This is a genomic window from Dietzia sp. NPDC055877, assembly GCF_053615975.1.
In genome coordinates this window covers 311,340-335,718 of the sequence record NZ_JBSHCV010000002.1, presented here as the reverse complement: position 1 = coordinate 335,718, position 24,379 = coordinate 311,340, and the positions used below count along the sequence as shown (strand labels likewise).

At 72.0% G+C, this 24,379-nt stretch carries 24 protein-coding genes; 8 read left to right on the top strand and 16 right to left on the bottom strand.

What is annotated here, in order from left to right:
- Nucleotides 1-22: 22 nt before the first annotated feature.
- The 9 genes from ACWGLC_RS03820 to mftA form a co-directional block, all read right to left on the bottom strand.
- Nucleotides 23-922, bottom strand: a complete 900-nt coding sequence (locus ACWGLC_RS03820) for an alpha/beta fold hydrolase (protein ID WP_452098638.1) — start codon at nucleotides 920-922, stop codon at nucleotides 23-25.
- Between the two features lie 59 nt (nucleotides 923-981).
- Nucleotides 982-2,325 (bottom strand): mycofactocin system GMC family oxidoreductase MftG, encoded by a 1,344-nt coding sequence (mftG, locus tag ACWGLC_RS03815; protein WP_452098637.1) that lies wholly within the window; start codon nucleotides 2,323-2,325, stop codon nucleotides 982-984.
- Nucleotides 2,322-3,878, bottom strand: coding sequence for a mycofactocin biosynthesis glycosyltransferase MftF (gene mftF / locus ACWGLC_RS03810; RefSeq protein ID WP_452098636.1), 1,557 nt, complete (start codon nucleotides 3,876-3,878; stop codon nucleotides 2,322-2,324). Before mftF ends, mftG begins: the two co-directional genes overlap by 4 nt.
- Entirely contained in the window at nucleotides 3,875-4,618 is a 744-nt protein-coding gene (gene mftE, locus ACWGLC_RS03805; RefSeq protein ID WP_452098635.1) for a mycofactocin biosynthesis peptidyl-dipeptidase MftE, read from the bottom strand. Before mftE ends, mftF begins: the two co-directional genes overlap by 4 nt.
- A gap of 6 nt (nucleotides 4,619-4,624) precedes the next feature.
- A complete protein-coding gene (locus tag ACWGLC_RS03800; RefSeq protein ID WP_230928187.1) occupies nucleotides 4,625-5,440 on the bottom strand; it encodes a mycofactocin-coupled SDR family oxidoreductase in 816 nt (271 codons plus the stop codon).
- 57 nt (nucleotides 5,441-5,497) lie between these two features.
- Entirely contained in the window at nucleotides 5,498-6,721 is a 1,224-nt protein-coding gene (gene mftD / locus ACWGLC_RS03795) for a pre-mycofactocin synthase MftD (protein WP_452098634.1), read from the bottom strand.
- Nucleotides 6,722-6,836: 115 nt separating this feature from the next.
- Entirely contained in the window at nucleotides 6,837-8,069 is a 1,233-nt protein-coding gene (mftC, locus tag ACWGLC_RS03790) for a mycofactocin radical SAM maturase (protein WP_452098633.1), read from the bottom strand.
- Nucleotides 8,066-8,392, bottom strand: a complete 327-nt coding sequence (mftB, locus tag ACWGLC_RS03785; protein WP_452098632.1) for a mycofactocin biosynthesis chaperone MftB — start codon at nucleotides 8,390-8,392, stop codon at nucleotides 8,066-8,068. Before mftB ends, mftC begins: the two co-directional genes overlap by 4 nt.
- Nucleotide 8,393: 1 nt before the next feature.
- Complete coding sequence (gene mftA, locus ACWGLC_RS03780) at nucleotides 8,394-8,480, bottom strand: mycofactocin precursor MftA (protein ID WP_067716580.1); 87 nt, start codon at nucleotides 8,478-8,480, stop codon at nucleotides 8,394-8,396.
- A gap of 109 nt (nucleotides 8,481-8,589) precedes the next feature.
- On the opposite strand from mftA, the gene ACWGLC_RS03775 reads away from it, so the two are divergent.
- The 4 genes from ACWGLC_RS03775 (at nucleotide 8,590) to ACWGLC_RS03760 (ending at nucleotide 10,875) form a co-directional block, all read left to right on the top strand.
- Nucleotides 8,590-9,186, top strand: coding sequence for an acyl-CoA-like ligand-binding transcription factor (locus ACWGLC_RS03775; RefSeq protein WP_452098631.1), 597 nt, complete (start codon nucleotides 8,590-8,592; stop codon nucleotides 9,184-9,186).
- Nucleotides 9,187-9,317: 131 nt separating this feature from the next.
- Nucleotides 9,318-9,836 carry a hotdog fold domain-containing protein gene (locus ACWGLC_RS03770; RefSeq protein ID WP_452098630.1) on the top strand — a complete coding sequence of 173 codons (519 nt, stop codon included), beginning with the start codon at nucleotides 9,318-9,320 and terminating at the stop codon, nucleotides 9,834-9,836.
- 212 nt (nucleotides 9,837-10,048) lie between these two features.
- Nucleotides 10,049-10,552, top strand: coding sequence for a hypothetical protein (locus ACWGLC_RS03765; RefSeq protein WP_452098629.1), 504 nt, complete (start codon nucleotides 10,049-10,051; stop codon nucleotides 10,550-10,552).
- Nucleotides 10,549-10,875, top strand: coding sequence for a transcriptional regulator (locus ACWGLC_RS03760; protein ID WP_452098627.1), 327 nt, complete (start codon nucleotides 10,549-10,551; stop codon nucleotides 10,873-10,875). The genes ACWGLC_RS03765 and ACWGLC_RS03760 overlap by 4 nt, the downstream gene beginning before the upstream one ends.
- Before the next feature lie 65 nt (nucleotides 10,876-10,940).
- Here the strand turns inward: ACWGLC_RS03760 and ACWGLC_RS03755 are convergent, their stop codons facing one another.
- Both ACWGLC_RS03755 and ACWGLC_RS03750 read right to left on the bottom strand, forming a co-directional pair.
- A complete protein-coding gene (locus ACWGLC_RS03755) occupies nucleotides 10,941-11,804 on the bottom strand; it encodes an ABC transporter permease (protein WP_452098626.1) in 864 nt (287 codons plus the stop codon).
- Nucleotides 11,801-12,841, bottom strand: a complete 1,041-nt coding sequence (locus ACWGLC_RS03750) for an ATP-binding cassette domain-containing protein (protein WP_452098625.1) — start codon at nucleotides 12,839-12,841, stop codon at nucleotides 11,801-11,803. Before ACWGLC_RS03750 ends, ACWGLC_RS03755 begins: the two co-directional genes overlap by 4 nt.
- 165 nt (nucleotides 12,842-13,006) lie before the next feature.
- On the opposite strand from ACWGLC_RS03750, the gene ACWGLC_RS03745 reads away from it, so the two are divergent.
- Nucleotides 13,007-13,402 carry a VOC family protein gene (locus ACWGLC_RS03745; RefSeq protein ID WP_452098624.1) on the top strand — a complete coding sequence of 132 codons (396 nt, stop codon included), beginning with the start codon at nucleotides 13,007-13,009 and terminating at the stop codon, nucleotides 13,400-13,402.
- Between the two features lie 102 nt (nucleotides 13,403-13,504).
- Nucleotides 13,505-14,326, top strand: a complete 822-nt coding sequence (locus ACWGLC_RS03740; RefSeq protein ID WP_230928648.1) for an HpcH/HpaI aldolase/citrate lyase family protein — start codon at nucleotides 13,505-13,507, stop codon at nucleotides 14,324-14,326.
- Nucleotides 14,327-14,509: 183 nt separating this feature from the next.
- On the opposite strand, the gene ACWGLC_RS03735 is transcribed toward ACWGLC_RS03740, so the two are convergent.
- The 5 genes from ACWGLC_RS03735 to eccCa form a co-directional block, all read right to left on the bottom strand.
- Entirely contained in the window at nucleotides 14,510-15,379 is an 870-nt protein-coding gene (locus ACWGLC_RS03735; protein ID WP_452098623.1) for a sulfurtransferase, read from the bottom strand.
- A gap of 194 nt (nucleotides 15,380-15,573) precedes the next feature.
- Complete coding sequence (locus ACWGLC_RS03730; RefSeq protein WP_295651525.1) at nucleotides 15,574-15,867, bottom strand: WXG100 family type VII secretion target; 294 nt, start codon at nucleotides 15,865-15,867, stop codon at nucleotides 15,574-15,576.
- A 32-nt stretch (nucleotides 15,868-15,899) separates the two neighbouring features.
- On the bottom strand, nucleotides 15,900-16,220 hold the full coding sequence (locus tag ACWGLC_RS03725) for a WXG100 family type VII secretion target (protein ID WP_452098622.1): 321 nt from the start codon (nucleotides 16,218-16,220) through the stop codon (nucleotides 15,900-15,902).
- Nucleotides 16,221-16,329: 109 nt separating this feature from the next.
- Entirely contained in the window at nucleotides 16,330-17,205 is an 876-nt protein-coding gene (locus ACWGLC_RS03720; protein WP_452098621.1) for a hypothetical protein, read from the bottom strand.
- On the bottom strand, nucleotides 17,202-21,227 hold the full coding sequence (gene eccCa, locus ACWGLC_RS03715) for a type VII secretion protein EccCa (RefSeq protein WP_452098620.1): 4,026 nt from the start codon (nucleotides 21,225-21,227) through the stop codon (nucleotides 17,202-17,204). The genes ACWGLC_RS03720 and eccCa overlap by 4 nt, the downstream gene beginning before the upstream one ends.
- Nucleotides 21,228-21,417: 190 nt before the next feature.
- Between eccCa and eccD the strand changes: the two genes are divergently transcribed.
- Together eccD and mycP are read left to right on the top strand one after the other, a co-directional pair.
- Nucleotides 21,418-22,950 (top strand): type VII secretion integral membrane protein EccD, encoded by a 1,533-nt coding sequence (gene eccD, locus ACWGLC_RS03710; protein ID WP_452098619.1) that lies wholly within the window; start codon nucleotides 21,418-21,420, stop codon nucleotides 22,948-22,950.
- Nucleotides 22,947-24,371, top strand: coding sequence for a type VII secretion-associated serine protease mycosin (gene mycP, locus ACWGLC_RS03705; protein ID WP_452098618.1), 1,425 nt, complete (start codon nucleotides 22,947-22,949; stop codon nucleotides 24,369-24,371). Before eccD ends, mycP begins: the two co-directional genes overlap by 4 nt.
- Nucleotides 24,372-24,379: the final 8 nt, after the last annotated feature.

Sequence of the window (24,379 nt, the reverse complement as noted above, 5' to 3'; positions counted from 1 at the left end):
TCCCAACACCGCCCGTTCGGGGTTATTCCCCGGGCGTACCCACGATCTCGGTGAGGAACCACTCGAGCTGGTCGAGGAACACCGCGTTGTCGTCTCCGGCCACCATGTGGCCCGCCTCGGGGACCTCCATCGTGTAGGCGTGCGGGAGCAACTCGAGCAGGTGCCGGACCGTGTCGTCGCTGACGATGTCGGAGGCGGAGCCGCGGATGAGAAGGGTCGGCTGCTGGATCTTCGGCACGAGGGTCTCGAAGAAGGCGTTGCCGATCTCGGCGTTGTCCGCGGAGGCGTTGCCGGCAAACCGCGGGTCCCAGTGCCAGTGCCAACGCCCGTCCTCGCGGAGCCGGAGGTTCTTGCGCAGGCCGTCGGTGTTGGACGGGCGCTTGCGGTGCGGTTGGTACGCGGCGATCGCATCGGCCGCCTCGTCGAGGCTGGCGAAGCCGTCGAAGCCGGAGCGCATGAACTCCCCGATCCGCTGGACGCCGGCCGCCTCGATCCTCGGGGTGACGTCGACGAGCACCAGGGCCCTCGCGACGTCGGCGCCGGAACCGAGCGACAGCATGGCCGTCATCCCACCGAGCGAGGCCCCGACGATGACCGGTCGCCGTGCGACGAACCGATCGGCGATGATCGCCTCGAGGTCCTCGGCCATGCGGTGGATGTCGTAGTCGCCCTCGGGGTCCCAGTCACTGTCGCCGTGACCGCGCGCGTCCATCGCGGTGACCCGGTATCCCTCCCCGACGAGCCGCCGGGCCGCCCGGGACCAGGCGTGGCGGGTCTGCGCGCCGCCGTGGAGCATGAGGATGTCGTCGACCGCGGCGCCGTCGGGCCCGGCCGGCTCCCAGACCTCGCCGACCAGCGTCACCCCGGCGTCTCGCGCGACGGTGAATCGCCGTGGTTCGACCGCCGTGTCGGTACCTGTCATGCGCACGCCTCCCGGTCCGCTGCCCACCCCGTCGATGGAACGTGTTCCACTGAAGAGTTCTACCACGGCCGCTCGGCTGTCAGCCCGGCGGCGAGGACCTCGGCAACCGCCAGGACCGTGTAGTACGGCCCGCATCGCGGGAGGGTCGGCAGCACCGACGCGTCGGCGACGTAGAGCCCGTCGACGCCCAGAACGCGACCGGTGTGATCGACGACCTCACCGATCCGGGCCGACCCGGAGAGGTGCTGGGACGTCGACGGCACCTGCTCCGCCTCCCCCAGCCCGAGCCGGTCCGAGACGATCGCGGCCGCGGCGGACAGCGCAGCGATGTCTCGCGGATCATCCGGTAGCCACACCGTGCCGTCCGCATCGATCCGGCCGTATCCGAGGGGGTTCATGAGAGCGACCCCCACGCGCAGGGGCATCGGATCGACTCCCGGGATGACATCGTGCAGCGGGACGGCGTACGGCCGCACCTCGATCTCGGGCGCGGCGGACCCGGTCGGCCCGGGAGTCCCCTCGAGTCCGAGGCGGATGACGTGGGAGAGCAGTGGCACGAGGGCGGCGTCGCCGGGTGCAACGCTTCTGTAGGCGGTGACCCCGTGAGAAGAGAACCGGCCCGCCGCGATCCCGGCCGGCAGATCCAGCAGGACCTCCGGATGCTCCTGGACGCGCTCTCCCACCGGGTGCCCCGTCGACTCCCCCAGCCCCGAGTTCCGGAGGAGGGCGGCTGAACCGATCGTCCCGGCGCACAGGATCACCAGGTCGGTGGTGACCACCTCGCCGGCGGCGTTGTCGTCGTCGCCTCCCCCGGCGCTGCCGCTCGCAGCGGCGAGGACGACGCCGTCGCACCTCCCGCCCACCGCGCCGCCGGCCCAGCTCAGCCGCGCCACGCGCGCCCCGGCCCGCACGCTCACCCCCGCGCCGGGCGGATCCCAGGCGTCGAACGCCGTCACGCGCCGTTCACCCCGACGCGCCTGGGCGACGGCCGACACCCGCCCCGGGAACGCGGCGGCGACCCGGGCGGCGACCGGGTCCATCGGCGCCAGCGTCGGGCGGAGTCGCTCGGCAGCGCGCGCCAGTCCGACCGCATACCGTCGCGGCCAGTCCGGCCCCCACGCCACGAGGTCGGACGGGCGCGCCGCGACACAGTATCCGCCGTTCACGGCGCCGGACCCGCCGAGGGTTCGGCCACGCGGGAGGTCGAGAACCGTGTCCCCGAGCCGGGCGCGATGCCGGGTGACCACGGGCGAGTCCGGCCCCACGTCGAGCAGCCCCGCGCGCGGCGAGGCGACGTGGTCGCCGGCCTCGAGCAGGACCACGTCCGCACCGGCCTCGACCAGCCGGCGTGCCATCACGCACCCGGCCGGGCCGGCCCCCACCACCACGACGTCGGCTCTCACCGCCTGAACTCCGGACGGAGGGCGCCGAGCGAGCGGGCGTCCCACGCCGAACGCCACACGCCGACCCCGTAGGCGATGTCGTCGAGGCGGCGCAGCACCACGTGGCCGAGGGGCTCGTCGACCGGCAGCGACCCCGGCTCGCGCGCCGACCACCAGTGCCACAGTCCGTCCACCACCGCGGCCGCCAGCAGCCGGCGACGCAGGCCCTTCGCTACGCGGGAGCCGGACGGGGCTGCGGCGAGGAGCACCGCGGCCGTGACCGGCCAGTACGGGCGTAGAAGAGCCTCGGGCAACTGCCGGACCGAGGCGGCTGACCCGCGCGCGATGAGCCGGGCGGCGGCGCGACCGTCACCGGTGAGGCCGCGTGTGCGCCACCAGGCCCGGCCCGCCGCGCCGGCCGCGAGCACCAGTCCCGCCGGCGTCGCGCTCCACACCCCGAGAGCCAGGGTGAGCGACCACGACGAGGCCACCGCGGGTGCCACCGCGGGGCCGTGTCGGTCCTCGAGCAGCGCCGCGCCGCGGCCGTAATAGGCGCGCCGGGCCAGCAGTGGGGCGAGCGTCGTGCGGTGGCGGTGGGCGACGCGGGCCGCCGGCTCGTACCGCACGCGCCCACCCGCGGCGCTGGTGCGCCAACACAGATCCACGTCCTCGGCCACGTGCAGCCGCTCGTCGAACGGCCCCTGACCTCCCCCGCCCGGTGGCGGCGGGAGCCTGTCGGGGCGCACCGCGAGCGCCGCACTGGGCACGTACGGCACCCGCGTGCGCGGCCGGACCCGCGCCGGGTCGGTGCCCATGTCCAGCGCCGACCGCGCGGTCTCGTAACCACGCACCCAGAACCGGCCGGGTTCGGCCGCGATAATGCGCGGAGCGACCGCGGCGACCAGCGGGTCGTCGAGGTGCGCGAGCAGGATGTCGAGCCAACCGGGCCGGGGCAGGACGTCGGCGTCGAGATAGACCACGACCCGCGCGCCGGCCTCCACCGCGGCGGCCGTCCCGGCGTTGCGGGCGGCGGCGGGCCCCCGCGAGCAGTCGTGGCGCAGGACCACCGGCGCGGGTCCGGCCGGGCACGCCGGTGCGGTCAGTGGGACGGCGGAGCCGTCGTCGACGACGACGAGACGCATACCCCGGGCCAGTTCCGGACCGAGAGCTTCCGCGAGGGCGGCGACCCCGGCGGCGTCGTCGCGGACCGGCACCACCACAGTCACGTCGTCCAGGGCGCGGGCCGTGGCGGTGCGGCCGGACTGAGCAGCGCCGCGCTCAGCAGCGCCGCACTGTACAGCGCCGTTCACAGCCGAGCCGTCGACCAGAGGGTGGGCCATCCCCCGATCCGTCAGGGCCCTGGCCAGCGCGGCTCCGGCCGGGGTGCCGGTATCGATCACCCGCCGGCGATCCAGGAGCGCGGCGGCCGTCGGCGAGGGCGTGACCAGGGTGACCGGGTCCCCGCCCAGGATCCGAACGGCCTGCCCACGGCGCAGGACGCTGGTCCGACGGTCGAGCCAGACCGGGGCGGGGCCGGGGTACGCGGGGCTCGCGGACCCGGCGGGCCGGGTCATCGCAGCATCCCATCCGCCTGTCCGGGCTGCCAGGCGTCGAGTCTGCGGCGGGCGTCGGCCACGAGTAGGCCCCACAGGCGACGCCCCTCTACGTCCGTTGCCCCGGTGGGATCGCCGAGGACCCCGTTGCTGCTCACCGCGGCCACCCCGCCGTCGCGCATCGCCGGGAGGATCTGTGGCAGCGGATCGGTGCAGCCGGGCTCGGCGAGCTCGCCACGGACGAGGCCCGGGTGGAGATGCAGCATGAGTGAGGTCTCCGCGTGGCCGGCGTGGGTGTCCGCGGGATCCTCGGAGGTGCGGCAGGACAGCCAGGCCGCGTCGCGCCCCTCGTATCGCAGGCGGGTGACCGCCCGGCGCAGTGCCTCGACGTTTCCGCCGTGACCGTTGACCACGAGCAGCCGATCCGCCCAGGTGGACACCGACCGACCGAGCTCCAGCACCGCCTCGGCGAGCGCGTCGGTCCCGAGTGACACGGTCCCCGGAAAGGACTGGTGCTCCCCGCTCGCCCCGTAGGCGAGGGCGGGGAGCACCATGACCTCGACGTCGGTACCGACACCGAATCCGGCGCCGGCATCCGCGCCACGGCCCGCGGACTCTCCGAGCACCCGGGCGGCCGCGGTCGCCAGCAGGGTGTCGGTCTCGGACGGCAGATGTGGTCCGTGCTGCTCAGTGGCGCCGACAGGGAGGACGGCGAGCACCTGTCGGCCGGCCGACGCGGCGGCACCGGACGCACCCGTCATGTCGGCTCAGACCTTGATCGCGCCCATGTCGACGGTGAAGGTCGAGGCGGTGATGGTGCGCGAGGCGTCCGAGGCGAGGAACATGACCGAGTCCGAGATGTCGTCGGTCGTCGCCATTCCCATGCCGAGGATCGGCGTGAAATGCGGCAGGAACTGGGGCTGATCATTGAACACCGCGTGCGCGTCCGGGTCGTCGGCCCCCATCGGGGTGAGCACGCCGTACGGGTGGATCGTGTTGACCCTGATGTTGTGCTCCCCGAGCTCCTTGGCGGCGGTCTGCGCCAGTCCCACCACGCCGTGCTTGGAGGCCGAGTAGGGCGACTGCACCGGCATCGCCTTGAGGCCGGCGACCGAGCTGACCAGGACGATCGACCCGCCATTACCGGCCTCGAGCATGTGCGGGATCGACGCCTTGAGGGTCTTCCAGTACCCCGTCAGGTTGATGTCGATTGTGTCGTTCCACTGCTGCTCGTCGATCTCCCAGACCTTGCCCCAGTTGCAGATTCCGGCGTTGGCGATCACGACGTCCAGGCGGCCGCCGAAGCGCTCGACGCCCCGGGTGACGAGATCCTGCTGGAACGCCAGGTCACGGACGTCGCCGATCTCCGTGAAGATCTCGCCACCCTCCGCCTCGACCCGCTCGATGGTCGTGGCGAGGTCGTCCTTGTTCGCCGTGGGGTACTTGACGTACTCCGACGGTACGTCGCACAGGTCCATGCCGATGATCTTGGCGCCCTCGCGGGCGAAGCGGATGGCGTGCTTGCGGCCCTGGCCGCGAGCGACACCGGTGATGTAGACGACCTTGCCGTCGAAGTCTCCCATTGAGGGGTTGTCCTTTTCTCTACAGTTGTTGCGAACAGGGGTGGCGGAATGCCGCCATCAGGCGCCGAGGCGCCGCACGAAGTCGTCCGGAATGTGGTAGTCGTCGCGATTCAGCTCCGAGATGGACGACTTGCTCAGCCCGATGAGGCTGGAGTCCAGGCCCGACCGCATGATGTCGAGCACGTTCTCGACACCCGCCTGGCCGTTGGCACCCAGGCCCCAGAGGTAGGCGCGGCCGATCATCACCGCGCGAGCACCGAGGGCGAGAGCCTTTGCCACATCGGAGCCGCGGCGGATGCCGCCGTCGAGCAGGACCTCAACATGGTCGCCGACCTCGTCGACGATCGGCGCGAGGCAGCGGATCGACGCCGGGGTGGCGTCGAGATTGTTGCCGCCGTGGTTCGAGACCGAGATCGCCTTCACGCCGGCGTCGACAGCGCGCTTGGCATCGTCGATGCGGGTGATGCCCTTGAGCATGACCGGGCCGTCGTAGTTGTCCACGACCCAGGCGATGTCGTCCCACGTCGCGGGCGGGGTGCCCATCCACTCGCCGTAGGCGCCGAAGAAGGTCGGCCCCATCTCGCCCTGGTTGACCAGGTTCGGGGTGGTCAGGTCCGGGAACCGCTTGTTGGTGATCACGTCGCGCGCCCACTCCATGGCCCACCGCGGGCTCACGGCGATCTCGGGCGCCATGGTGAGCATGGCCTTGGCGTCGAGCTTCTCGGGGATCGCCGGGCTGCCCCAGTCACGGCCCATCGAGAACGACCAGTCGGTGGTGAGGATGACGCCCGCGGCGCCTGCCGCCTTCGCACGCTCGAGGCGCTCGAGGACCCTCTCCTTGCCGCCGAGCCAGTACACCTGGAAGAAGGTCTGCGGGTTCGCCGCGATGACCTCCTCGATGGGCTTGGAGGCGAACGAGCTCAGGCCCATCGCGGTGCCGCGGGCGGCCGCGGCACGGGCGACGTCGACCTCTCCGTCGGGGGTCACGGCCTGGACACCGGTCGGCGAGATCATCACCGGCAGGCTGATCGGCTGCCCCATGACGGTGGTCGCCATGTCCCGGTCCTGCTTCGCGCCGATCACGTGCGGTTTGGGCTCGAGCTCGCTGAACGCATCCATGTTGTCGCGCAGCGTCACCCCGGCCTCACTGCCGCCGACGAGCGCCATGTACACGCTCTTGGGGAGCTTCTTCTTGGCGCGCTGCTGGGCCACGGCCACGGATTCGAACCAGGGGTTCTGCCGCCAGGGGTTGGCCTCGGCGATCTTGGACAGGCGGGACACGGGCGTGCCTCCTTCTCTGGGGTTGTCGAAAGTTCAGGGGGCCGGCACGCCCCGGGTCGCCCCACCGCCGCCGGGCGAGGCCCGGGGCGGCGGGGCGCGTCAGTACCGGTGCGGCCTAGATCGGGGACTCGTCACACAGGCTGGTGGGCCTGCGCGGCGGCGTGGTGACCAGGGTCAACGGGATCGGGCCCGTGGGCTGCTTCCGTGCCGCGAGACCCATCGGCCGGGTGTGGTCCTGGGACGGCGCGGGGATGTTGCGCTCGGCAGCGAGTAGTCCCTCGCCGTATCCCTGGACGCACTCCGGGTCGGGCCCGTCCATGGGCAGCCCGGTGAAGAACTTGGCGGCCATGCAGCCGCCGCGGCAGCTGTCGTAGAAATCGCAGGCCGAGCAGGCCCCGGCGGACTGTGGCTCGCGCAGCTCGCGGAACAGTTCGGAGGTCTGCCACACGGTCTCGAAGCCGCCGTCCGACACCACGTTGCCGGCGAGGAACTGCTCATGGATGGCGAACGGGCACGCGTACACGTCACCGATCGGGTCGATGAGGCAGACCACGCGGCCGGCGCCGCACAGGTTGAGGCCGGGCAGCGAGCCCTGGCCGTCGCCGAACGCCGACAGGTGGAAGAAGCTGTCGCCGGTGAGGACGTTCTCGCCGTGGGCGACGAGCCAGTCGTACAGCTCGCGTTGCTGTTCCGGAAGCGGGTGCAGGTCGTCCCACACGTCGGCGCCACGGCCGGACGGACGCAACCGGGTGATCCGCAGGGTCGCGTCGTACTTGTCGGCCAGCGCCTTGAACTCGTCGAGCTGGGAGACGTTCTCGCGGGTCACCACGACCGAGATCTTGGAGTCGCGGAAGCCCGCGTCCTTGAGGTTCTGCAGTGCGCGGCAGGCCATGTCGAACGAGCCCGGCCCACGGACGGCGTCGTTGACCTCGGCGGTCGCACCGTCGATCGAGATCTGCACGTCGACGTAGTCGCTCGCGGCCAGGCGGCGGGCCACCTCCTCGTCGATGCGCACACCGTTGGTGGAGAACTTGACGCCCACCTGGTGGCTGGTCGCGTAGTCGACGAGCTCCCAGAAGTCGGGGCGGACGGTCGGCTCACCGCCACCGATATTGACGTAGAAGACCTGCATTTTCTGCAGCTCGTCGATGATCGCCTTGCACTGCTCCGTGCTCAGTTCGCGCGGGTCGCGGCGACCGGACGAGCTGAGGCAGTGCACGCAGGCGAGGTTGCAGGCGTAGGTGAGTTCCCAGGTGAGGCAGATGGGGGCGTCGAGTCCACGCTCGAACTGGTCGACCAGGCGGCCGACGGGAGCTGGACTTGCGGGACGGTCGAGCATGCTGGTCATGAGGTCTCCTCGATCATGCGCGAGGCGGCGAGCTGGCCGAGCGCGTGCAGATACAGCCGCGCGGTACCCGGATCATCGATCTGCACCCCGGCGGCAGCGCAGGCCGCGCGCGCGGAGGGGTGATCGGCAAGGGTGCGGACCACCTCGACGATGGTCGGCGACTTGAGAAAGCTGAGCTTGCGGGTGTGGAAGTGGTAGAGCAATGCCCCGAACGGCTCGGGCCGAAGCGCCACCCCGGGGTGCAGGCGCCAGCCGGCGTCGAGATCGAACGCCGCCGGGGCGGCTTCCTGTTCGGCGCCGGCCGGCGCTGCTGCGGAGGTCATCTCAGTAGACCCCGCACATGCCGTCGATGGAGACCTCCTCGATGAGGGCCTCCTCCAGCACGACCTCGGTGTTCTGCGTGTTCTCCATTGCGTGTCCTCTCGTCTGCGCATGGGGATGTCTCACCACGAACTGGTGAGATCTGCATCATATTGGCACTTGGTGCCACTTGCAACGGTTTCTGATTTAAACTCCTCCCATGGAGCCGCAGGAGAGGGTCGAGGGGCGCACCCCGGGCCGCCGCCCGTCGACCACGCGCGCCTCGATCGTCGAGGTCGCGCTCGCGCTCTTCGCCCGCTGCGGGTACGAGTCCACGAGCGTCGACCAGATCGCAGAGGCCGCGCACATCTCGCGACGGACACTGTTCCGCTACTTCCCGGGCAAGGCGGCGATCGCCTGGGGCGAGTTCGGTGAGCAGATCCACCTGATGCTCGACTACCTCGACGCGGTGCCCGAGTCCACTCCCCTGCGCGACGCGCTCGCTGACGCCCTCGTCGCGTTCAACACGTTCCCCGACTCGCAGACCGAGGTGCACCGCGTCCGCATGCGTCTCCTGCTCACCGTCGACGAGCTCCGGGCGCATTCGACGCTTGTCTACGCGGACTGGCGGCGGGCGGTCGCAGGCTTCGTGGCCGACCGCCGCGGCGAGTCGGTCGACGACCTGATCCCTGCCGCCACCGCCCACGCCGCTCTGGGGATCGCCCTGTCGGCGTATCGACTGTGGATCGACGAACCGGGCGCGGACCAGGACCACCTGCACGATCTGCTGCGCGCGGGCACCCAGATCCTGGGCTGACGCGGCCCGGTCCGAACTCACGCCCGCGTCGGCACCTCGCCGGGCATGTCGACCACTGGCCGGGCCGACGCGCAAGTCAGGACGGGGCTTCGGTCTAGGCACAGAACTTACTGGCGGGTAACCTCGTCGTCGTGACCAACAGCTCCCCCACCTCCGCCGTCAGCGCCGCCGCGAGCACCGCCACCTACAGGCTGTGGCAGCAGGCCAACCGTCTCCCCTTCGGCTCCCGCCTGTTCACGGCCGCGGTGAGCCTCAAGGCGCCCTACTTCCGCACCGCCCTACCGCACGTCACCGAGATGCGCCCCGGGCGCTGCGTCGTACGCGGGCCGGGCTGGTGGGGCAACCGCAACCACATCGGCACCTTCCACGTGATCGCGGCGTGCAACCTCGCCGAGTTCGCCATGGGCATGCTCGCCGAGGCCACCGTGCCCACCACGCACCGCTGGATCCCCGTGGGCATGAACGTGCGCTACCCCGCCAAGTCGACAGGCGGCATGACAGTGACCGCCGAGTGGGAGCAGATCCCCGACTTCGGGTCGATCACCTCCGGCGAGGACATCGAGGTGCCGCTGACGTTCGTCGACGATGCCGGCGTGGAGCCCGTGGTCGGCAGCATCACGATCCGCGTATCCCCCACGAAGAAGCGCTGATCGGCGCAGCCTCACCACCGCCGGCCGGTGTCCGCATAGCGGGCGCCGGCCGTTGTCGTCGTCGGCACAGTCGTCGGCGCAGTCGTGGGCGCAGTCGTGGGCGCAGCCATCGCCGGCGCAGTCGTCCGCGCGGTAGCCGTGGCCGGCGCGGCCGTCGCCTCGACATTTACTTTCCGTTGCGGAAACGGAAATGAACCCCTACTGTTTCCACCATGGAAAGAGACAACGGTCCCCGCCCCGACTATGACCCCCGCGACGCCCTGGCCGACGTGGCAGCGACCCGCAGCTCCGTCGCCGACCGGCTGATCACCCCGTGGTGGTACCACCCGGCACTCGGCACGATCCTCGCCGCGCTCGTGCTGGTGGGGGCGCTCGACCTGCACAATGCCGTCCGGATCCCCGTCGCCGTGGCGTGCGCCGCGGCGATCGGCCTGCTGATCTCCGCCTACCAACGCGTGACGGGGCTGTGGGTGGACATCCGGAACCTCGGCCCCGTCTCCTTGCGCTGGTGGTTCGCTTACCTGGTGATGGTCGTCGCGGTGGTCGGGATCTCGCTGGTGCCGTCCTTCACCGACCGCGGCCTGCCCGGGTGGACGACCGCGCTGCTCGTCGTGGTGATCCTCGTCGGGACAATCGTGCTGGGCCGCGGGATGGACGCGGCGATGCGCGCCGAGATCCGCTCCGGCGCGGCCACCGCCCCCGAGGCGCGCCGGTGAGGGACCGCCGGCCGACACCGCGATTCGACGAGACCATTCACGCCCCGCACCGACTGCGGATCTGCGCGTTGCTCGCGCCCGTGGAATCGATGGAGTTCGGGACGGTGCGTGACGAGCTGGGCGTGGCCGACTCGGTGCTGTCCAAGCAGTTCAAGGCCCTGACCGACGCCGGGTTCGCCACCACGTCCAAGGCCAGGGGCGACACCGGGCGTCAGCGGACGTGGCTGTCGTTGACCCGAGACGGCCGGCGCGCTTTCGCCGGTCATCTCGAGGCGCTGCGTGAACTGGCCGCGGCCGCGGAGGGCCTGCCTGACGGCGAGTAGTCGCCCGCCGCAGCGGGGACCCGCGCGGAACTCGGCCGTGGCAGAAATCAGCCGTGGCGGCGAGATCAGTCGCGAGTGCGGGCGTCGAAGGCCTTGATGGCGATCGGGGCGATGATCACCGTGAGGCCGACGATCCAGATCAGGGACGCCGCGAGCGGGTACTGCAGCGGGAGCGCCGCGTCCGGCCCGACGGCCGGGGCGTTACCCCACAGCTGGCGCATCGCCTGCACCACCGACGACAGCGGGTTCCACTCCGCGAACGCGCGGAGCCACGTCGGCATCGACTCCGGCGGCGCGAACGTGTTGGCCAGGAACGTGATGGGGAACGTCGTGGTGAACATGACGCCGTTGACCGCCTCGATCGTCTTAAGCCGCGAGCCCACCACGATGCCGATCCAGATCATCACGAAGCCGAAGCCCACCAGCACGAGGTAGCCCAGCAACGCGTCGATAATCCCCGTGTGGATCCGCCACCCCACGAGCAGGCCGGTCAACGACATGACCACCACGCCGATCGACGAGTGGATGAGGCTGGAGGCACTGCGCGCGATGAGGATCGAGGAACGCTGGATCGGCAACGTGCGGAAGCGGTCGATGATCCCCTTGTTCAGGTCGTTGCACAGGCCCGAGGCCACGATGAACGACGAGAACGCCATGGTCTGCGCCATGATCCCGGGCAGCAACCACTCGCGGTAGTCGCCGCTCGAGACCGCGATCGCACCGCCGAAAACGAACGCGAACAGCAGCACGAACATCACCGGCTGGATGGTGACGTCCGCCAGGTTCTCCGGCTGCCGACGGATATGGAAGAGGTTGCGGCGCACCAGCGCCGATACCTGGCGCCCGAACGAGGGCCCGTCCGGCCGGGCCGGGACGCTGAACGCCCTGGAGGCGGACGCGTCCGCGGTGGGGTCTACTACGGTGCTCATGCCCGCTGCTCCTGTTCGGTGGTCTCGTCCCGGCCGTCTCCGACGTTCGACGCGTCAGCCTCGGGCTCCTCGGCCCTGCGGCCGGTCAGGGAGAGGAAGACGTCGTCGAGGCTCGGGCGCTGCAGTCCGATGTCGTCGAGTTCAATGCCGGCCTCGGAGAACGCGGAGGCGATGCCCGCCAGTGCCGACACCCCCTCCGACGGCGCGGTGATCCGGCGCGAGTCATGGTCGACGTGATACTCCTCGATTCGTCCGGCGAGCACCCGTGCCGCGCCGTCCACGTCCTCGGGCCGGGACACGGTGATCACCAGGCTCGCGGCACCTGACCGGTCCTTGAGCTGCAGTGGCGTCCCCTCCGCGATGACCTTGCCGTGGTCGATCACGATCACGTTGTCCGCCAACTGGTCGGCCTCGTCGAGGTACTGCGTGGTGAGCAGCAGCGTCGTGCCGTCCCGCACGAGACCCCGGAGGACGTCCCACAGCTCGTTGCGCGACCGCGGATCGAGGCCGGTGGTCGGCTCGTCGAGGAACAGCACCGGCGGCGCCGCCACGAGGCTGGCCGCGAGGTCGAGCCGGCGGCGCATCCCGCCGGAGTAGCTCTTGGCCACCCTGGTGGCGGCGTCCGTGAGTGAGAACTTGTCGAGCAGCTCGTCCGCGCGGGCCTTGACCGACTTCTTCGGCAGTCCGTACAGGTCCCCGATGAGACGGAGATTCTCTCGCCCGGTCAACAACTCGTCGACGGTCGCGGCCTGCGCCGTGAGCCCCATGGCCTTGCGGACCTCGGCGGGCCGGCGGAGGACGTCGTACCCGGCCACGCGGGCGGTTCCGGACGTGGGCGGGCTCAGCGTGGTCATCATGCGGATGGTCGTGGTCTTGCCGGACCCGTTCGGGCCGAGCAGACCCAGCACCGATCCGGTGGGGACGGAGAACGAGATGCCGTCGACCGCGGTGAAATCGCCGAATCTCTTCACGAGGTTCTCGGCTTCGATAGCGGGCGCTGACGGGGTCGCGCTGGCGGCGGGCGCTGGGGTGGTCACCAGAAAAGAGTGGACCCCGACCGTCGCGCAGTCAATAACTCCCCAGGTTGATGAGGACACGTTCTGTCACCAGCCTGACGCCGCGGGGCACGCCGCCACCGACGCGCCGGTGCGCCTCGCGAAGAACGACCCGGTGCCTGCCAGGACGGCTCTAGGCTCGGGTACATGCCCCGCATCACCATGACCTCCGTCCACGTCGACGACCAGGGACGCGCACTGCGCTTTTACACGGACGTGCTCGGGTTCGCCGTCAAGTACGACATCCCGGCCGGCGAGTACCGCTGGCTGACCGTCGTGGACCCCGGCGCACCGGACGGCACGCAGCTACTCCTCGAGCCCGACCAGCATCCCGCGGCGAGCGCCTACACCTCCGCGCTCCACGCCGACGGCATCCCCGCCGCGCAGTTCGAGGTCGACGACATCGAGCGGGTGCACACCGAGCTGAAGGAGCGCGGCGCCCGGATCGTGCAGCCACCGACCGAGATGGGGCCGGTGTGGACGATGATCGTCGACGACACCTGCGGCAATCTCATCCAGTTGGCTACCGCTCCCGACATGTAGGAACCTGTTCCCGTTTGTGGTGGTGGAGCACGCTCCGCGTATCGTGAAGTGTCCACCGAGCGACACCACTCGAGCAAAGGATGACCGGTACCGATGAGCCCCATGTCGACCATCCCGCCGACGATCGCCCGTTCCTGGCTGCTCCTGCCGGCCGACAAGTCCGAACGCTTCGACGCCGCCGTACAGTCCGAGATGGACGTCGTGGTCCTGGACGTGGAGGACGGCTGCCGCCAGTCGGAGAAGGAGCGCGCCCGTCGCGAGGTCCGCCAGTGGCTCGAGGCCGGCAACCACGCCTGGATCCGGATCAACGATGTCCGCTCCCCCGAGTGGGAGAAGGACCTCATGGCGCTGGGCCACTGCCCCGGGCTGGACGGCGTGATGCTGGCCAAGACCGAGAACCCCGAGCACGTCGCTCTCACGGCCGCCCGGCTGGCGCCGGACACCCCGATCGTGGCCCTGGTCGAATCGGCGGACGGTCTTGCCCAGGCTGCGGAGATCGCGGCGTCCGAGCAGGTCGTCCGGCTGGCGTTCGGGGTGGGCGACTTCCGCCGCGACACCGGCATCGGCTCGTCGCAGATCGCGCTGGCCTACACCCGTTCGCAGTTCGTGGTGGCCAGCCGGATCGCACGCGTGGCCCCGCCGATCGACGGTCCGACCATCTCCAATGACACGCGGGTTCTCATGGACGCCGCCGAGCACGCCGTCGAGATGGGCATGACCGGCAAGTTGTGCCTGCGGGTGGACCAGGCCCCCTACATCAACGAGGTGCTGGCGCCGTCGGCCGCCGATGTCTCGTGGGCCGAGTCCGTGATCGACGAGCTGGGCCCCGGCGGCGAGCGCTGCCGCGACGGCTCGGACCTGCCGCGGCTGGCCCGGGCGCAGAAGATCTCGCGCCTGGCCCAGGCGTTCGCCGGCAGCCGCTGAGTCCCTCATCCGCGGACCCGATCACCCGCCGCCCAGGGCGGTCGCGCCCGTGCATCGACGGATCGGTCGCGATTCGTAATATCGTCGTCGTGATCGGAGGGATCCCGTCGCGATCCGGCAGGTAGCCTCTCGGCCGATGCCTGCCAGATCGCGACCGATCCCGATCCGGCGGACGCTCCGCCGTCAGCGAGGGCTCTCGCCGGTGACCAGCGGCAGTTCCGGGTTCCCGGCCCATGCGGTCATCGAGCCGTCGTAGATCGCGACATCATCGCGGCCCGCGAGCGCGAGCGCGTGGGCCACGCCCGTCGCCGCGATGCCGCCACCGCAGTAGGTGACGACGCGCATGTCTGTGTCGAGCAGTCCGGCGCTCTCGAACTCCGCCCGCAGCTCCTCGACCGGCCGCAGGGCGCCGGATGCCGGATCACGCAGGGTGAACACGGGAAGATTGATGCTGCCGGGGATGTGCCCCCGGCGCGCGTAGGTGTCGACCTCGCCGCGGTAGGTGGCCTCGTCGAGGACGTTGACCAGGACGGTCCCTTCGTCGTCGAGGTTCGCGGCGACCTCGTCGGTCGACCGGATCAACCCGGGTCGTCGCGTCCCGGTGAAGGTGCGCGGCGTCGGCTCGGGGACCACGTCGGTGACCTCGAAGCCCGCGGCCTTCCACGCCGGGAGCCCGCCGTCCAGGACGATCACCTGATCGAAGCCCTCGTAGCGCAGGTGCCACCAGAAACGGGTGGCCCAGAAGCCGTCGTGCTGGTCGTAGACGACGACCGTGGCACCGTCGCCGATCCCGAGGGCACCGGCCGCCGCGGCGAACCGCTCGTGGTCGGGTGCTGTCCAGGGCTCGGCGGCAGCGGGATCCGCGAAGTCGCCCAACAGGTCGGCGAAGAGCGCGCCGGGGATGTGCTCGGCGCGGTAGGTCTGCGCGCCGGACTCGGGGACGTAGGGGCCGTCGGTGGGGACGGGGAGATGGTTGGTGGCGTCGACGACGACGAGGTTCTCGTCGTTCAGATGGTCATGCAGCCACCGGGGGCTCACACTGAGCGGAGTCATCGGATGTCCTTTCTCGAGGGGATGACCCCACCATAGACAGACCTGTCTGTTTTCGGCATCCGTGCAGGCCCTCTCAGGGGCGGCGCGTGGGCCCGTGGCGTCCGCTCGATGTCGGCAGCACAACGAGGACGAGGCCCCTCACGCCGACACACTGGGCACCGGCGTGAGGGGCCCCTCGCAGGGCGTGCGCCGGCTCAGCCCCAGCCCCGCGCGGCGAGACGGTCGGCGTCCGCCATCCCCTGGTTGCCCTGATTCGCCGCCTGCGAGATCTCGGCGAGCATCGCCTGCAGCGCGGCCGCCGCCTGGTCCCAGTCCTTCTGGTGCATCTGATAGGCCACCGCGGCGTCGCCCTCCCACTCGGCGACGAGCGGAGCGAGGTACTGCTTGAGGTCGTCCAGGGTGCCACGCAGCTGGACGGAGGCCTGCGATACCTGCCCCACCAGCGCGTCGATCGAGCCGTGGTTGTAGGTGATCTGTCCTGAGGTCATGTCGGTTCTCCCCGTTCGAAGGTGTGGGTGGATCAGAACTTCAGCGGGCCGTCGGCGCCGGCCCTGGAGATCAGCTGAGCGGACTCCTGGTCCGCGGCGTCGAATGACGAGCTGTTGACCCGCATCGTCTCCGAGATGCCCTCGAGGGCCCGGTTGAGCTTGGCGCTCTGCTGCTGCCACTCGGACATAATCTGGGTGAACCGGGCCTGGGCAGCGCCTCGCCAGACACCGCCGCCCAGCTGGGACACGGAATCCCGGACGTTGCCGAGCAGCCGGTTGATCTCCATGTTGACCTCATCGACCCTCTTGGCCGCGGTGTCCATGGTCCCGATATGCGTATTGAAACCGGTCATGTCTGCCTCCCCTGTAGTCGTGCGGATGCCTCTTGGGTCCGTCACAGTGTTCGACGCACCCGGGTGCCCGGTCGGTTCCACCTATTCGAAGAAACCTGGCCCGGTCTGGTCACCAGGCCGCGTAGAGCCGCGAGGCCGCGTCCGCCGGGGCGATCGGGGGCACCACGAACGACAGCAACCTCGCCCGGTCACAGGCGTCGACGACCCGCTCGGCGAGCCGGCCGCGGGCCAACACCTCGGTGGACCCGGTCCCGGCCTCGCGACGCCTCCGCCGCACCTCGGCGATCGCGTCGAGGATCCGCCGCACCTCGTCGTCGACGAGGCCGTCCCGGGCGGGGTCCCGGCGATGAACCACCGCCCGGTCGACGAGGGTGAGCCCGGCGCGGGTGCGCTCGACCAGTCCCACCGTCGTGCGGGTCCGGCAGGTCTCCACACAGACGGCCCAGCGGGAGGACGACGACGACAAGGCCTCCGCCGTGGCCAGCGCCGACCTGACCACGCGCGCCTCGACTCCCAGATCGCGGACAGCGGCCGTGAGCCGGCTCGTCCGGCTGACCCCCCAGTCACTGGGCGCCAGGAGCACGACGTCCTCCCCCGCGTCGCCCGACCACCGCAACGCCCGGGCGACGGGGGCGGCCAGCAGCTCCGCCACGGGGACGGACAGGCCGGCCACGTCGACCCGACTCCGGTGCACTGTCCGGGCCGGGTCGGCGAGACAGCGATCCGGGAACCGCGCGGCCGCCGCCTCCGACCTCTCCGAGCATTCGAGGCGATCACCGCCCGGTGGCAACGAGGAACCGTCCATCGCGGCCAGGACGGACACCGGTGCGACGACCGGGTCCAACACCACCGACGCCGCAGCCGAGGCGACCGCCAGTCCGGAGCAGGAGAGGTCCACCGCGAGCACCGCACCGTCGCTCCGGCCCGCCCCGGCCACCGGGCCGGTCGCGGTGGCCGCCGCGGTTCCCGGCGCCGAGCCGGTCATGCGGTCGGCCCCGGCTTCGCCAGTGCGGTCTGCACGAGGCGCGCACCGCCGTCGCGGGTGACGAACCTTCCGCGTCCGGCGGGTAGCGGGCCCGGGCGGACGCCGCCCAGCAGCGGTCCCTCCTCACGGCTGCCCGACATGATGAGCCCGGCGCCGCCGAGGTCTCGGATCCTGCTGACGAACGGGTCGTACATCGCGCGCGAGGCACCCGCGCTCCGACGCGCGAGCACCACCGATAGTCCGATGTCCCGTGCGTGCGGAAGGAATCGGGCCAGCGGTTGCAACGGGTTGCCGGCACCGGTGATCACCAGATCGAGATCGTCGACGAGCAGGGTGATGCGCGGGCCGCTCCACCAGGACCTCGACCGCAGCTCATCCGGCGTCACATCCGGACCCGGCATGCGCTCGTCGAGGATGCGCTCGAGATGCTCGACCATCGGCACGAACGCGCCCTCGGTCGCGGCGTAGCCCGCCAGGTATGTGTCGTCGAACTCCCCCAGCATGGAACGCCGGTAGTCCGCCACGATGAGCTTGGCGTGGGCGGGATCGTTCCCGGCGACGAGCCCCCGGGCCAGCGACCGGAGCACAGAGGTCTTGCCGCATTCGGAATCGCCGAACACCAGCATCAGCGGATCGGCTTCGAGGTCGGCGTAGGCCACCGTGAGGTCGGACTCGTCGAGCCCGAGCGGCAGTCGGGTGCGGCCACCGTCCGGCCCGGGGCGGGCCAGGCTCGCCACCTGCTCGTAGGGCAGGACCTCGGGAAGCATGCGCACCGGCGCCGCGCCCACGTCCCCGACCCGCGCGCGCCATCGCGCCGCCAGGTGCCGCGCGGCGTCAGCGGTGGCGTCGGCGATGCCGCCGGGGTCGACGCGGCCGTCCAGTCTGGGCTGGTAGACCAGCATGTGCTCGCGGTCGCGGGTCAACCCCCGGCCCGGTGCCACCGGCACGCCCATCGCCGCCCGCCGGTCGATCATCGAATCGGTGGGGTCACCCAGCCGCAACTCGACCCGGGTACCGAGGGCGTCGCGCAGTGCCGGCCGCAGATCGGCCCAGCGTGCGGCGGACAGGACGACGTGGATCCCGTACGACAGTCCGTCCGCGGCCAGGCCGAGCACCACCTGCTCGAGGTCCTCGTACTCGGTGCGCAGCGCCTGCCACCCGTCGACGACGAGCAGGACGTCCGGGAACTCCGCGACCGGCCGTCCGTCCCGATCGACCGTGCGACGACGAGCCTGCTCGACCGAGGTGATGCCCGACTCGCGGAACGCGGTCTCCCGGCGGCGCCGCTCGGCGTCGACCTCGGCGACCGTGCGACGGATCCGTTCCTCGTCACCTCGCTGGGCCACGCCGCCGACGTGCGGCAGCGAGGCGACCGACCGGAGAAGCCCGCCGCCCAGGTCCACGATGTAGACAGATAGGCGGTCGGGCTCGGACGTGGCCGCGGCGGACAGCACGAGGGTGCACAGGGTCGTCGACTTCCCGGCGCGCGTCCCGCCCACCACGGCCACGTTGCCGTCCGCACCCGACAGGTCCACCGACCAGGTGGCGCGACGTTGCTCGAACGGCAGATCCACCACGGCGAGCGGGAACCGCAGCGCCGCCGGCCCGCCCCCCGGGCCCGCCTGTCCGGCGCCCGTGGGCTCGGCGGCCACCGCCGCGTCGAGTGGCGCACCCTCGGCCAGCGGGGGCAGCCACACCTCGTGGGCCGGTCGGCCATGCCCGGTGAGCCTTCCGACCAGCACGTCGAGCAGGCTCGCCGAGTCGTCGTCTGTCGGCGTGGGCGGGGCGAGGGCGGCGTCGTCGACCGGCGGCAGTGCCGGCGCCGGCACCGGCATGTACCACGAGGTGAAGGGCCGCACGGTCGCCCGGGCGGCCGGGGTCGCGACGGACGAACCGTCCAGTCGCCGGTCCTGCCGGTACGGTCCGGAGACGTAGGCGGCGTCGAACCGTACGGGGTCGCCGGCGTCCACCTTGAGGTAGCCGGCACCCGGGGTCGCGGGCAGGTGATAGGCGTCGGTCACCCCCAGCACGGTGCGTGACTCGGTGGCCGAGAACGTCTTGAGGGCGATGCGATACGAGAGGTGACTGTCGAGCCCGCGCAACCGCCCCTCCTCGAGCCGCTGCGAGGCCAGCAGCAGGTGGATGTGCAGGCTTCGACCCAGTCGGCCGATCGTCAGGAAGAGTTCGGCGAACTCCGGCTTCGAGGAGAGCAACTCGGTGAACTCGTCCACGACGATCACCAGGGCGGGCAGCGGGTCGAGCGCGGCCCCCCTGGCGCGGGCGGCCTCGTACTCGCCGACGTTCGCGTAGTTCCCCGCCGCGCGCAGCATCTCCTGGCGCCGGGTGAGCTCGCCCTCGAGGGCGTCGCGCATCCGGTCGACCATCGTGATCTCGGCCTGCAGATTGGTGATCACCGCGGCCACGTGGGCCAGCGGCTCCAGTCCCAGGAACGTGGCGCCGCCCTTGAAGTCCACCAGGACGAGGTTGAGCGCGTCCGGGTCGTGCGTCGCCACCAGCCCCAGGACGAGCGTGCGCAGGAACTCGGATTTCCCGGATCCGGTGGCACCGATACACAGCCCGTGCGGCCCCATGCCACCGTGCGCGGCCTCCTTGAGGTCGAGTTCGACCGGCGCCCCGTCGGGGCTGACCCCCACCGGGACGCGCAGGCGGTCGCGCTCACCGCGACGTCGCCAGGCGACCGCCGGGTCGACCTGTGTGGCCACCCCGATCCCGAGCAGGTCCGGCAGGCCGGGTGCGCGCCGGGTGGTGGTGGAGCCGTCGGCATGGGTGACCGTGTCCGCGGGGCGGTAGCGGGACAGCGCCATGGCGAGCCGTTCCGCCTCCGGAGGGCTCATCGCGTCGACCCGGGCGATGTCCTCGTCGCCGCTGTCGGTGCGGATGCGGGCGACGCCGTCGTCGTCAACCCGCAGACACAGGCCGCGGCGCAGGGCGAGGTCGCGCAGCTGCCCCGCGCGGCTGCCGGAGACCTCGATGACGGTGACGCCGTCGAGTCCGTCCTCTGCGAGGATCCGCTCGGCGCCGGTCACCCCGAAGCCGTCGACGACGAGCACGAGGTGGGCCCGTCCCGGTACCTGCGCCGCACTCGGCGAGAACGTCGGACGCTCGGCGATCTCGGAGCCGAGCATGGACTCCACCCCGGCCAACGAGAACTCGGTGAGACGGACCCGCCCGCCGCCGTCGGTGTAGACCGGATGCTCATGGTGGGGAAGCCATTTGAGCCATTCCCACGCCCGCCGGGCCTCCCCCTCGCTCGCGGCCACCGCGACCCGCACCCTGCCCGGGCCGTGGGACAGGACCAACCCCGCGAGCATCGCGCGGACCGCCGAACGCACGGTGGCCACCTCTCCGTCCAGCGACAGTGCCGCGAACGCCCGCAACTCGAGTGCCACCGGCAGGTCATCGACCACCGAGTGCACCCGGACGAAGCGCCGCATGCTCACCACGGAGACCGGCTCCAGGTCGTCGACCGGACCGGTGTCGGGCACCCTGAGCGGGGTGGCGAGCGACTGCCGCCCGGGGCCGACGCGGAGCGTGAGGTCGTCGGGGTCGTCGTCGTTCCTCTCCCACATGCGGGCGGTTCCGACCATCGCCGGCAGCTCGACCGGATCCGGGTGGCGCCACAGGGCGGCCGCCCGCTGCGCCGCGGCCGTCCCGCGCACCGTGTCCCGGGTCTGGCCCAGGTAGCGCAGATAGTCCTTGCGCAGCTCGTCGGTCTCGACGGTCTTGCCGCCGCCGCCGAGGCTGCCGGCGAGCATGCCCACCGCCGAGACCGCCATCATCACCGGGAACAGCAGGAACATGGGATTACGCATCATCCCGGTGCGCATCATCACCACGACCATGCCCACCACGGCCACCACCAGGACGATGGGCAACACTATCTGAATGAGCGGGCGCGGGGTGGGGCGCGGCAGGTCCGGCGGCGCCTGCAGCGCCACCTCCCCCTGCGGCACCGGCGGCGCGGCGACTTTCCCGGCACGCGTGAACACCACGTCCCCCATGACCCGACCCCCTCGCGAGCTGCAGACCGGCGGGCGCCACGAGTTGACGCCCCCACGAACGACCCCGGACGCCGACAATGATCCGCGTATCGAACGGCGATGTTAGGGCAGTACACGTACTGACGGGTCACCTACCGGCGAGGTCGGGCACGGCTGACCAGGGTGGGTGCACGGAGTGGGAGGTCCGGCAGTGACACGACAGAGCGAGGTCCGTGAGGTCGCCGCGGGCGTCGAACCGCTGGATCAGCGGCGTGTGTCGATCGTGTGCCGGTCCACGCGCGTCGACGTGAGTCTGCCGGCCCACCTCGAGCTCGTCTCGGTGATCCCGGAGGTCGTGGACCTGGTCCGCGACCACGTCCGTGTCGCCGCGGGGCCGGGCTCCGGCGTGGACGCCGACGCGCGGATGGGTGGCGGCACCGGTGGGTCCTGGCAACTCTCCCGCCTGGCCGGGGGTCCGCTGGCCGTGTCCGAGACGCTTGCGCAACAGCGCGTGCACGACGGCGAGATCCTCGTGCTGGACCACCGCCCGGTGCCCACGCCGGCGCCGTTGTTCGACGACGTGCTGCAGGGACTGACCGAGCCCGACGTCGCGCGGTCCCCGGTCTGGGACCGCCGGGATGCGGTGTTGACCGCCACCGCGACGGCGGGGGTCGCCGCCGTGGCCGCCGCTCTCGCCCTCGGGATCCAGTGGTCGGCGCGCGGTGGGCTGCTCACGTCACTGATCTCGCTGGTGCTGGCATTGCTCGGCCTGGCCGCGGTGATCGCCCTGCGCCGTACCCCCGCGCCGGGCGCCGCGCACGCGGTCGCGGGGTCGGTCGTCGTGGGGTTCACGGTCCTCGCCGCCGGGACCACGGGGCCCCCGCCCGCCGGGCCCGGCACAATCCTGGGCGCGTGTACCGCCGGCGCGGTCGCGGCGACTGTTCTGCGCTGCACCGTGTTCCGTCCGACAACCGGGACATACGGGATGGCGGCCGGTTACCTCGCCGCGGCGATCGCACTGGGCGTCGGCGCGGTCGGGGCGCTGGTCGTCGCGGTGGCCGGTATCCCGGCCGGCTCCGTCGGGGCCGGGGCGGTGCTCGTCGGCCTCCTGCTGCTCACCGCCGCTCCGCGACTCGCCGTGTCCGCCGCACGCATCCCGATCCCGCCCGTGCCGGCACCCGGCGAGGAGGTCGCGAACGGCGACCTCGAGGAGATCGACCACGACCTCCACGCCCGGATGGCCGATGCCCGCCGGCCACAGGGGCAGCTCCCGACACCCGAGGCGCTGCGGCACCGGTTCCTCACCTCCCGCTCCTGGCTGACCGGACTGCTGCTCGCGGCCGTGACCGTGTGCACGTCCGGCGCGCTGACCGCCCTGTCCGGGGACGCGGCGAGCCGCTGGGCGGCGCCGCTCGCCCTGGTGCTCATCGTGGTCCTCGTCCTGCGCGGTCTCGGCTATTCCGACCGCGTCCACACCACGGTGCTGCTCGCGGCGGCGTTGGTGCTCGCCGCGGGGGTCCTGGTGGGCGCCGCGCTGTCCTTGGCGTCGCCGGTCGGGGTGGTGGTACCCGCCGCAGTCGCCGTGGCGGTCGCCGTCGTGGTTGCGGCCTCGGTCCTGCCCCACGTCGACCCCTCCCCTGCCACCCTTCGTGCGGTGGGGGTCGTCGAGGCGATCTCGATCTGCCTCGTGGTGCCGCTGGCGGTGGGCGCGATGGACGTCTACTCACTCGTGCGCCAACGATGAGACGCGCCCTGGCACCCGCCGCCGGGTTCTCCGCCGGCGCCCGGGTCGCGCTGGCGATTTTCGTCGCGCAGCTCGGCACACCCGCGTTCGCGTCGGCGGTGGAGCCGCCGACCGTCGACGGCCCGGTGCCCCGGGCGACCGGCCTCGCGTCGGGGCCGGTTCGCCAGGACGGGCCGTGTCGCACCACCGCGGCGGTGCTCTCTCCGTCGTCGCCGCCGGCCGCGGCCACCGCCGCCGAGCTACGCGACGCGTGGATCCACGGGCGTGGCGAGGGACAGGTCGTCGCCGTGATCGACACCGGCGTCAACCCGGGCCCGCGCCTGCCCAGGGTGCGCGGGGCCGGGGACGTGGTGCCCGGCCGGAACGGGACCGAGGACTGCGACGCCCACGGGACCCTGGTCGCGGGCGTCCTCGCCGCCGCCGAGGACGAGACGGGGCATTCGGGCATCGCGCCGGGCGTCGAGATCGTCTCGATCCGCCAGTCCAGCAGCGTCCTGCGCGCCGATTCGCGGGCGGCCGGACGGGCGGGCGACCCCGGCAGTGGCGACGGGGTCGGCATGGACGGGGCGCCCGTCGGCACCGGTGGCGGGGTGGGGACCCTGACGACGCTCGCGACGTCGATCCGGTTGGCGGTGGACGCGGGGGCCGACGTCATCAACATCTCCGAGGTCGCCTGTGTGCCCGCCGACACGGTGCTCGCGGACGACCCCCTCGGCGGCGCCATCCGCTACGCGGCGGTGGACCACGACGTGGTGGTGGTCGCGGCGGCCGGCAACGTCGGCGACACCTGTGGCGACCAGAACCCGGCCGGACCCGACGCGTCCGTCCCGGGCGACGAGGGCTGGTCCGGCGTCCGGACCATCGCCTCCCCCGCCTGGTACGACGACCACGTCCTGACGGTCGGCGGCGTGGACCCGGCCGGGCGTCCCACCGACTTCTCGCTGCGCGGACCGTGGGTCGACGTCGCCGCCCCGGCCGTGGACCTACGGTCAGTGGGCGCCGACGGCGCCGGGGTCTCCGACCTGGTCGTGGGCGGCGACGGTTCACGGGCGCCCATCAGCGGGACCAGCTTCGCCGCCCCCTTCGTCGCGGGCACCGCCGCACTGGTCCGGCAGGCCCACCCCGGGCTGACGGCCCGTCAGGTGATCGAGAGGATCGAGAACACCACCATCGCCGCGGCCGGCGGCCACGACCACGCCATCGGCCACGGTGTGGTGGATCCGGTGGCGGCCGTGACCGGAGTCCGCAGGCCCGGAACCAGACGCCCCGCCCCGGCGAGCACCACCCTGGCGGCGCCGTCCCCCGAGCCGGGCCCACCCGGAACCGGGAGCGGGGCCCTCGTGGCCGCGGGGGCGTTGGCACTGGGGGCGGCGGCGCTCGTGGTCGTGGTCCTGCTCCGACCCCGGGACGACTCGCGCTGACCCGTCGA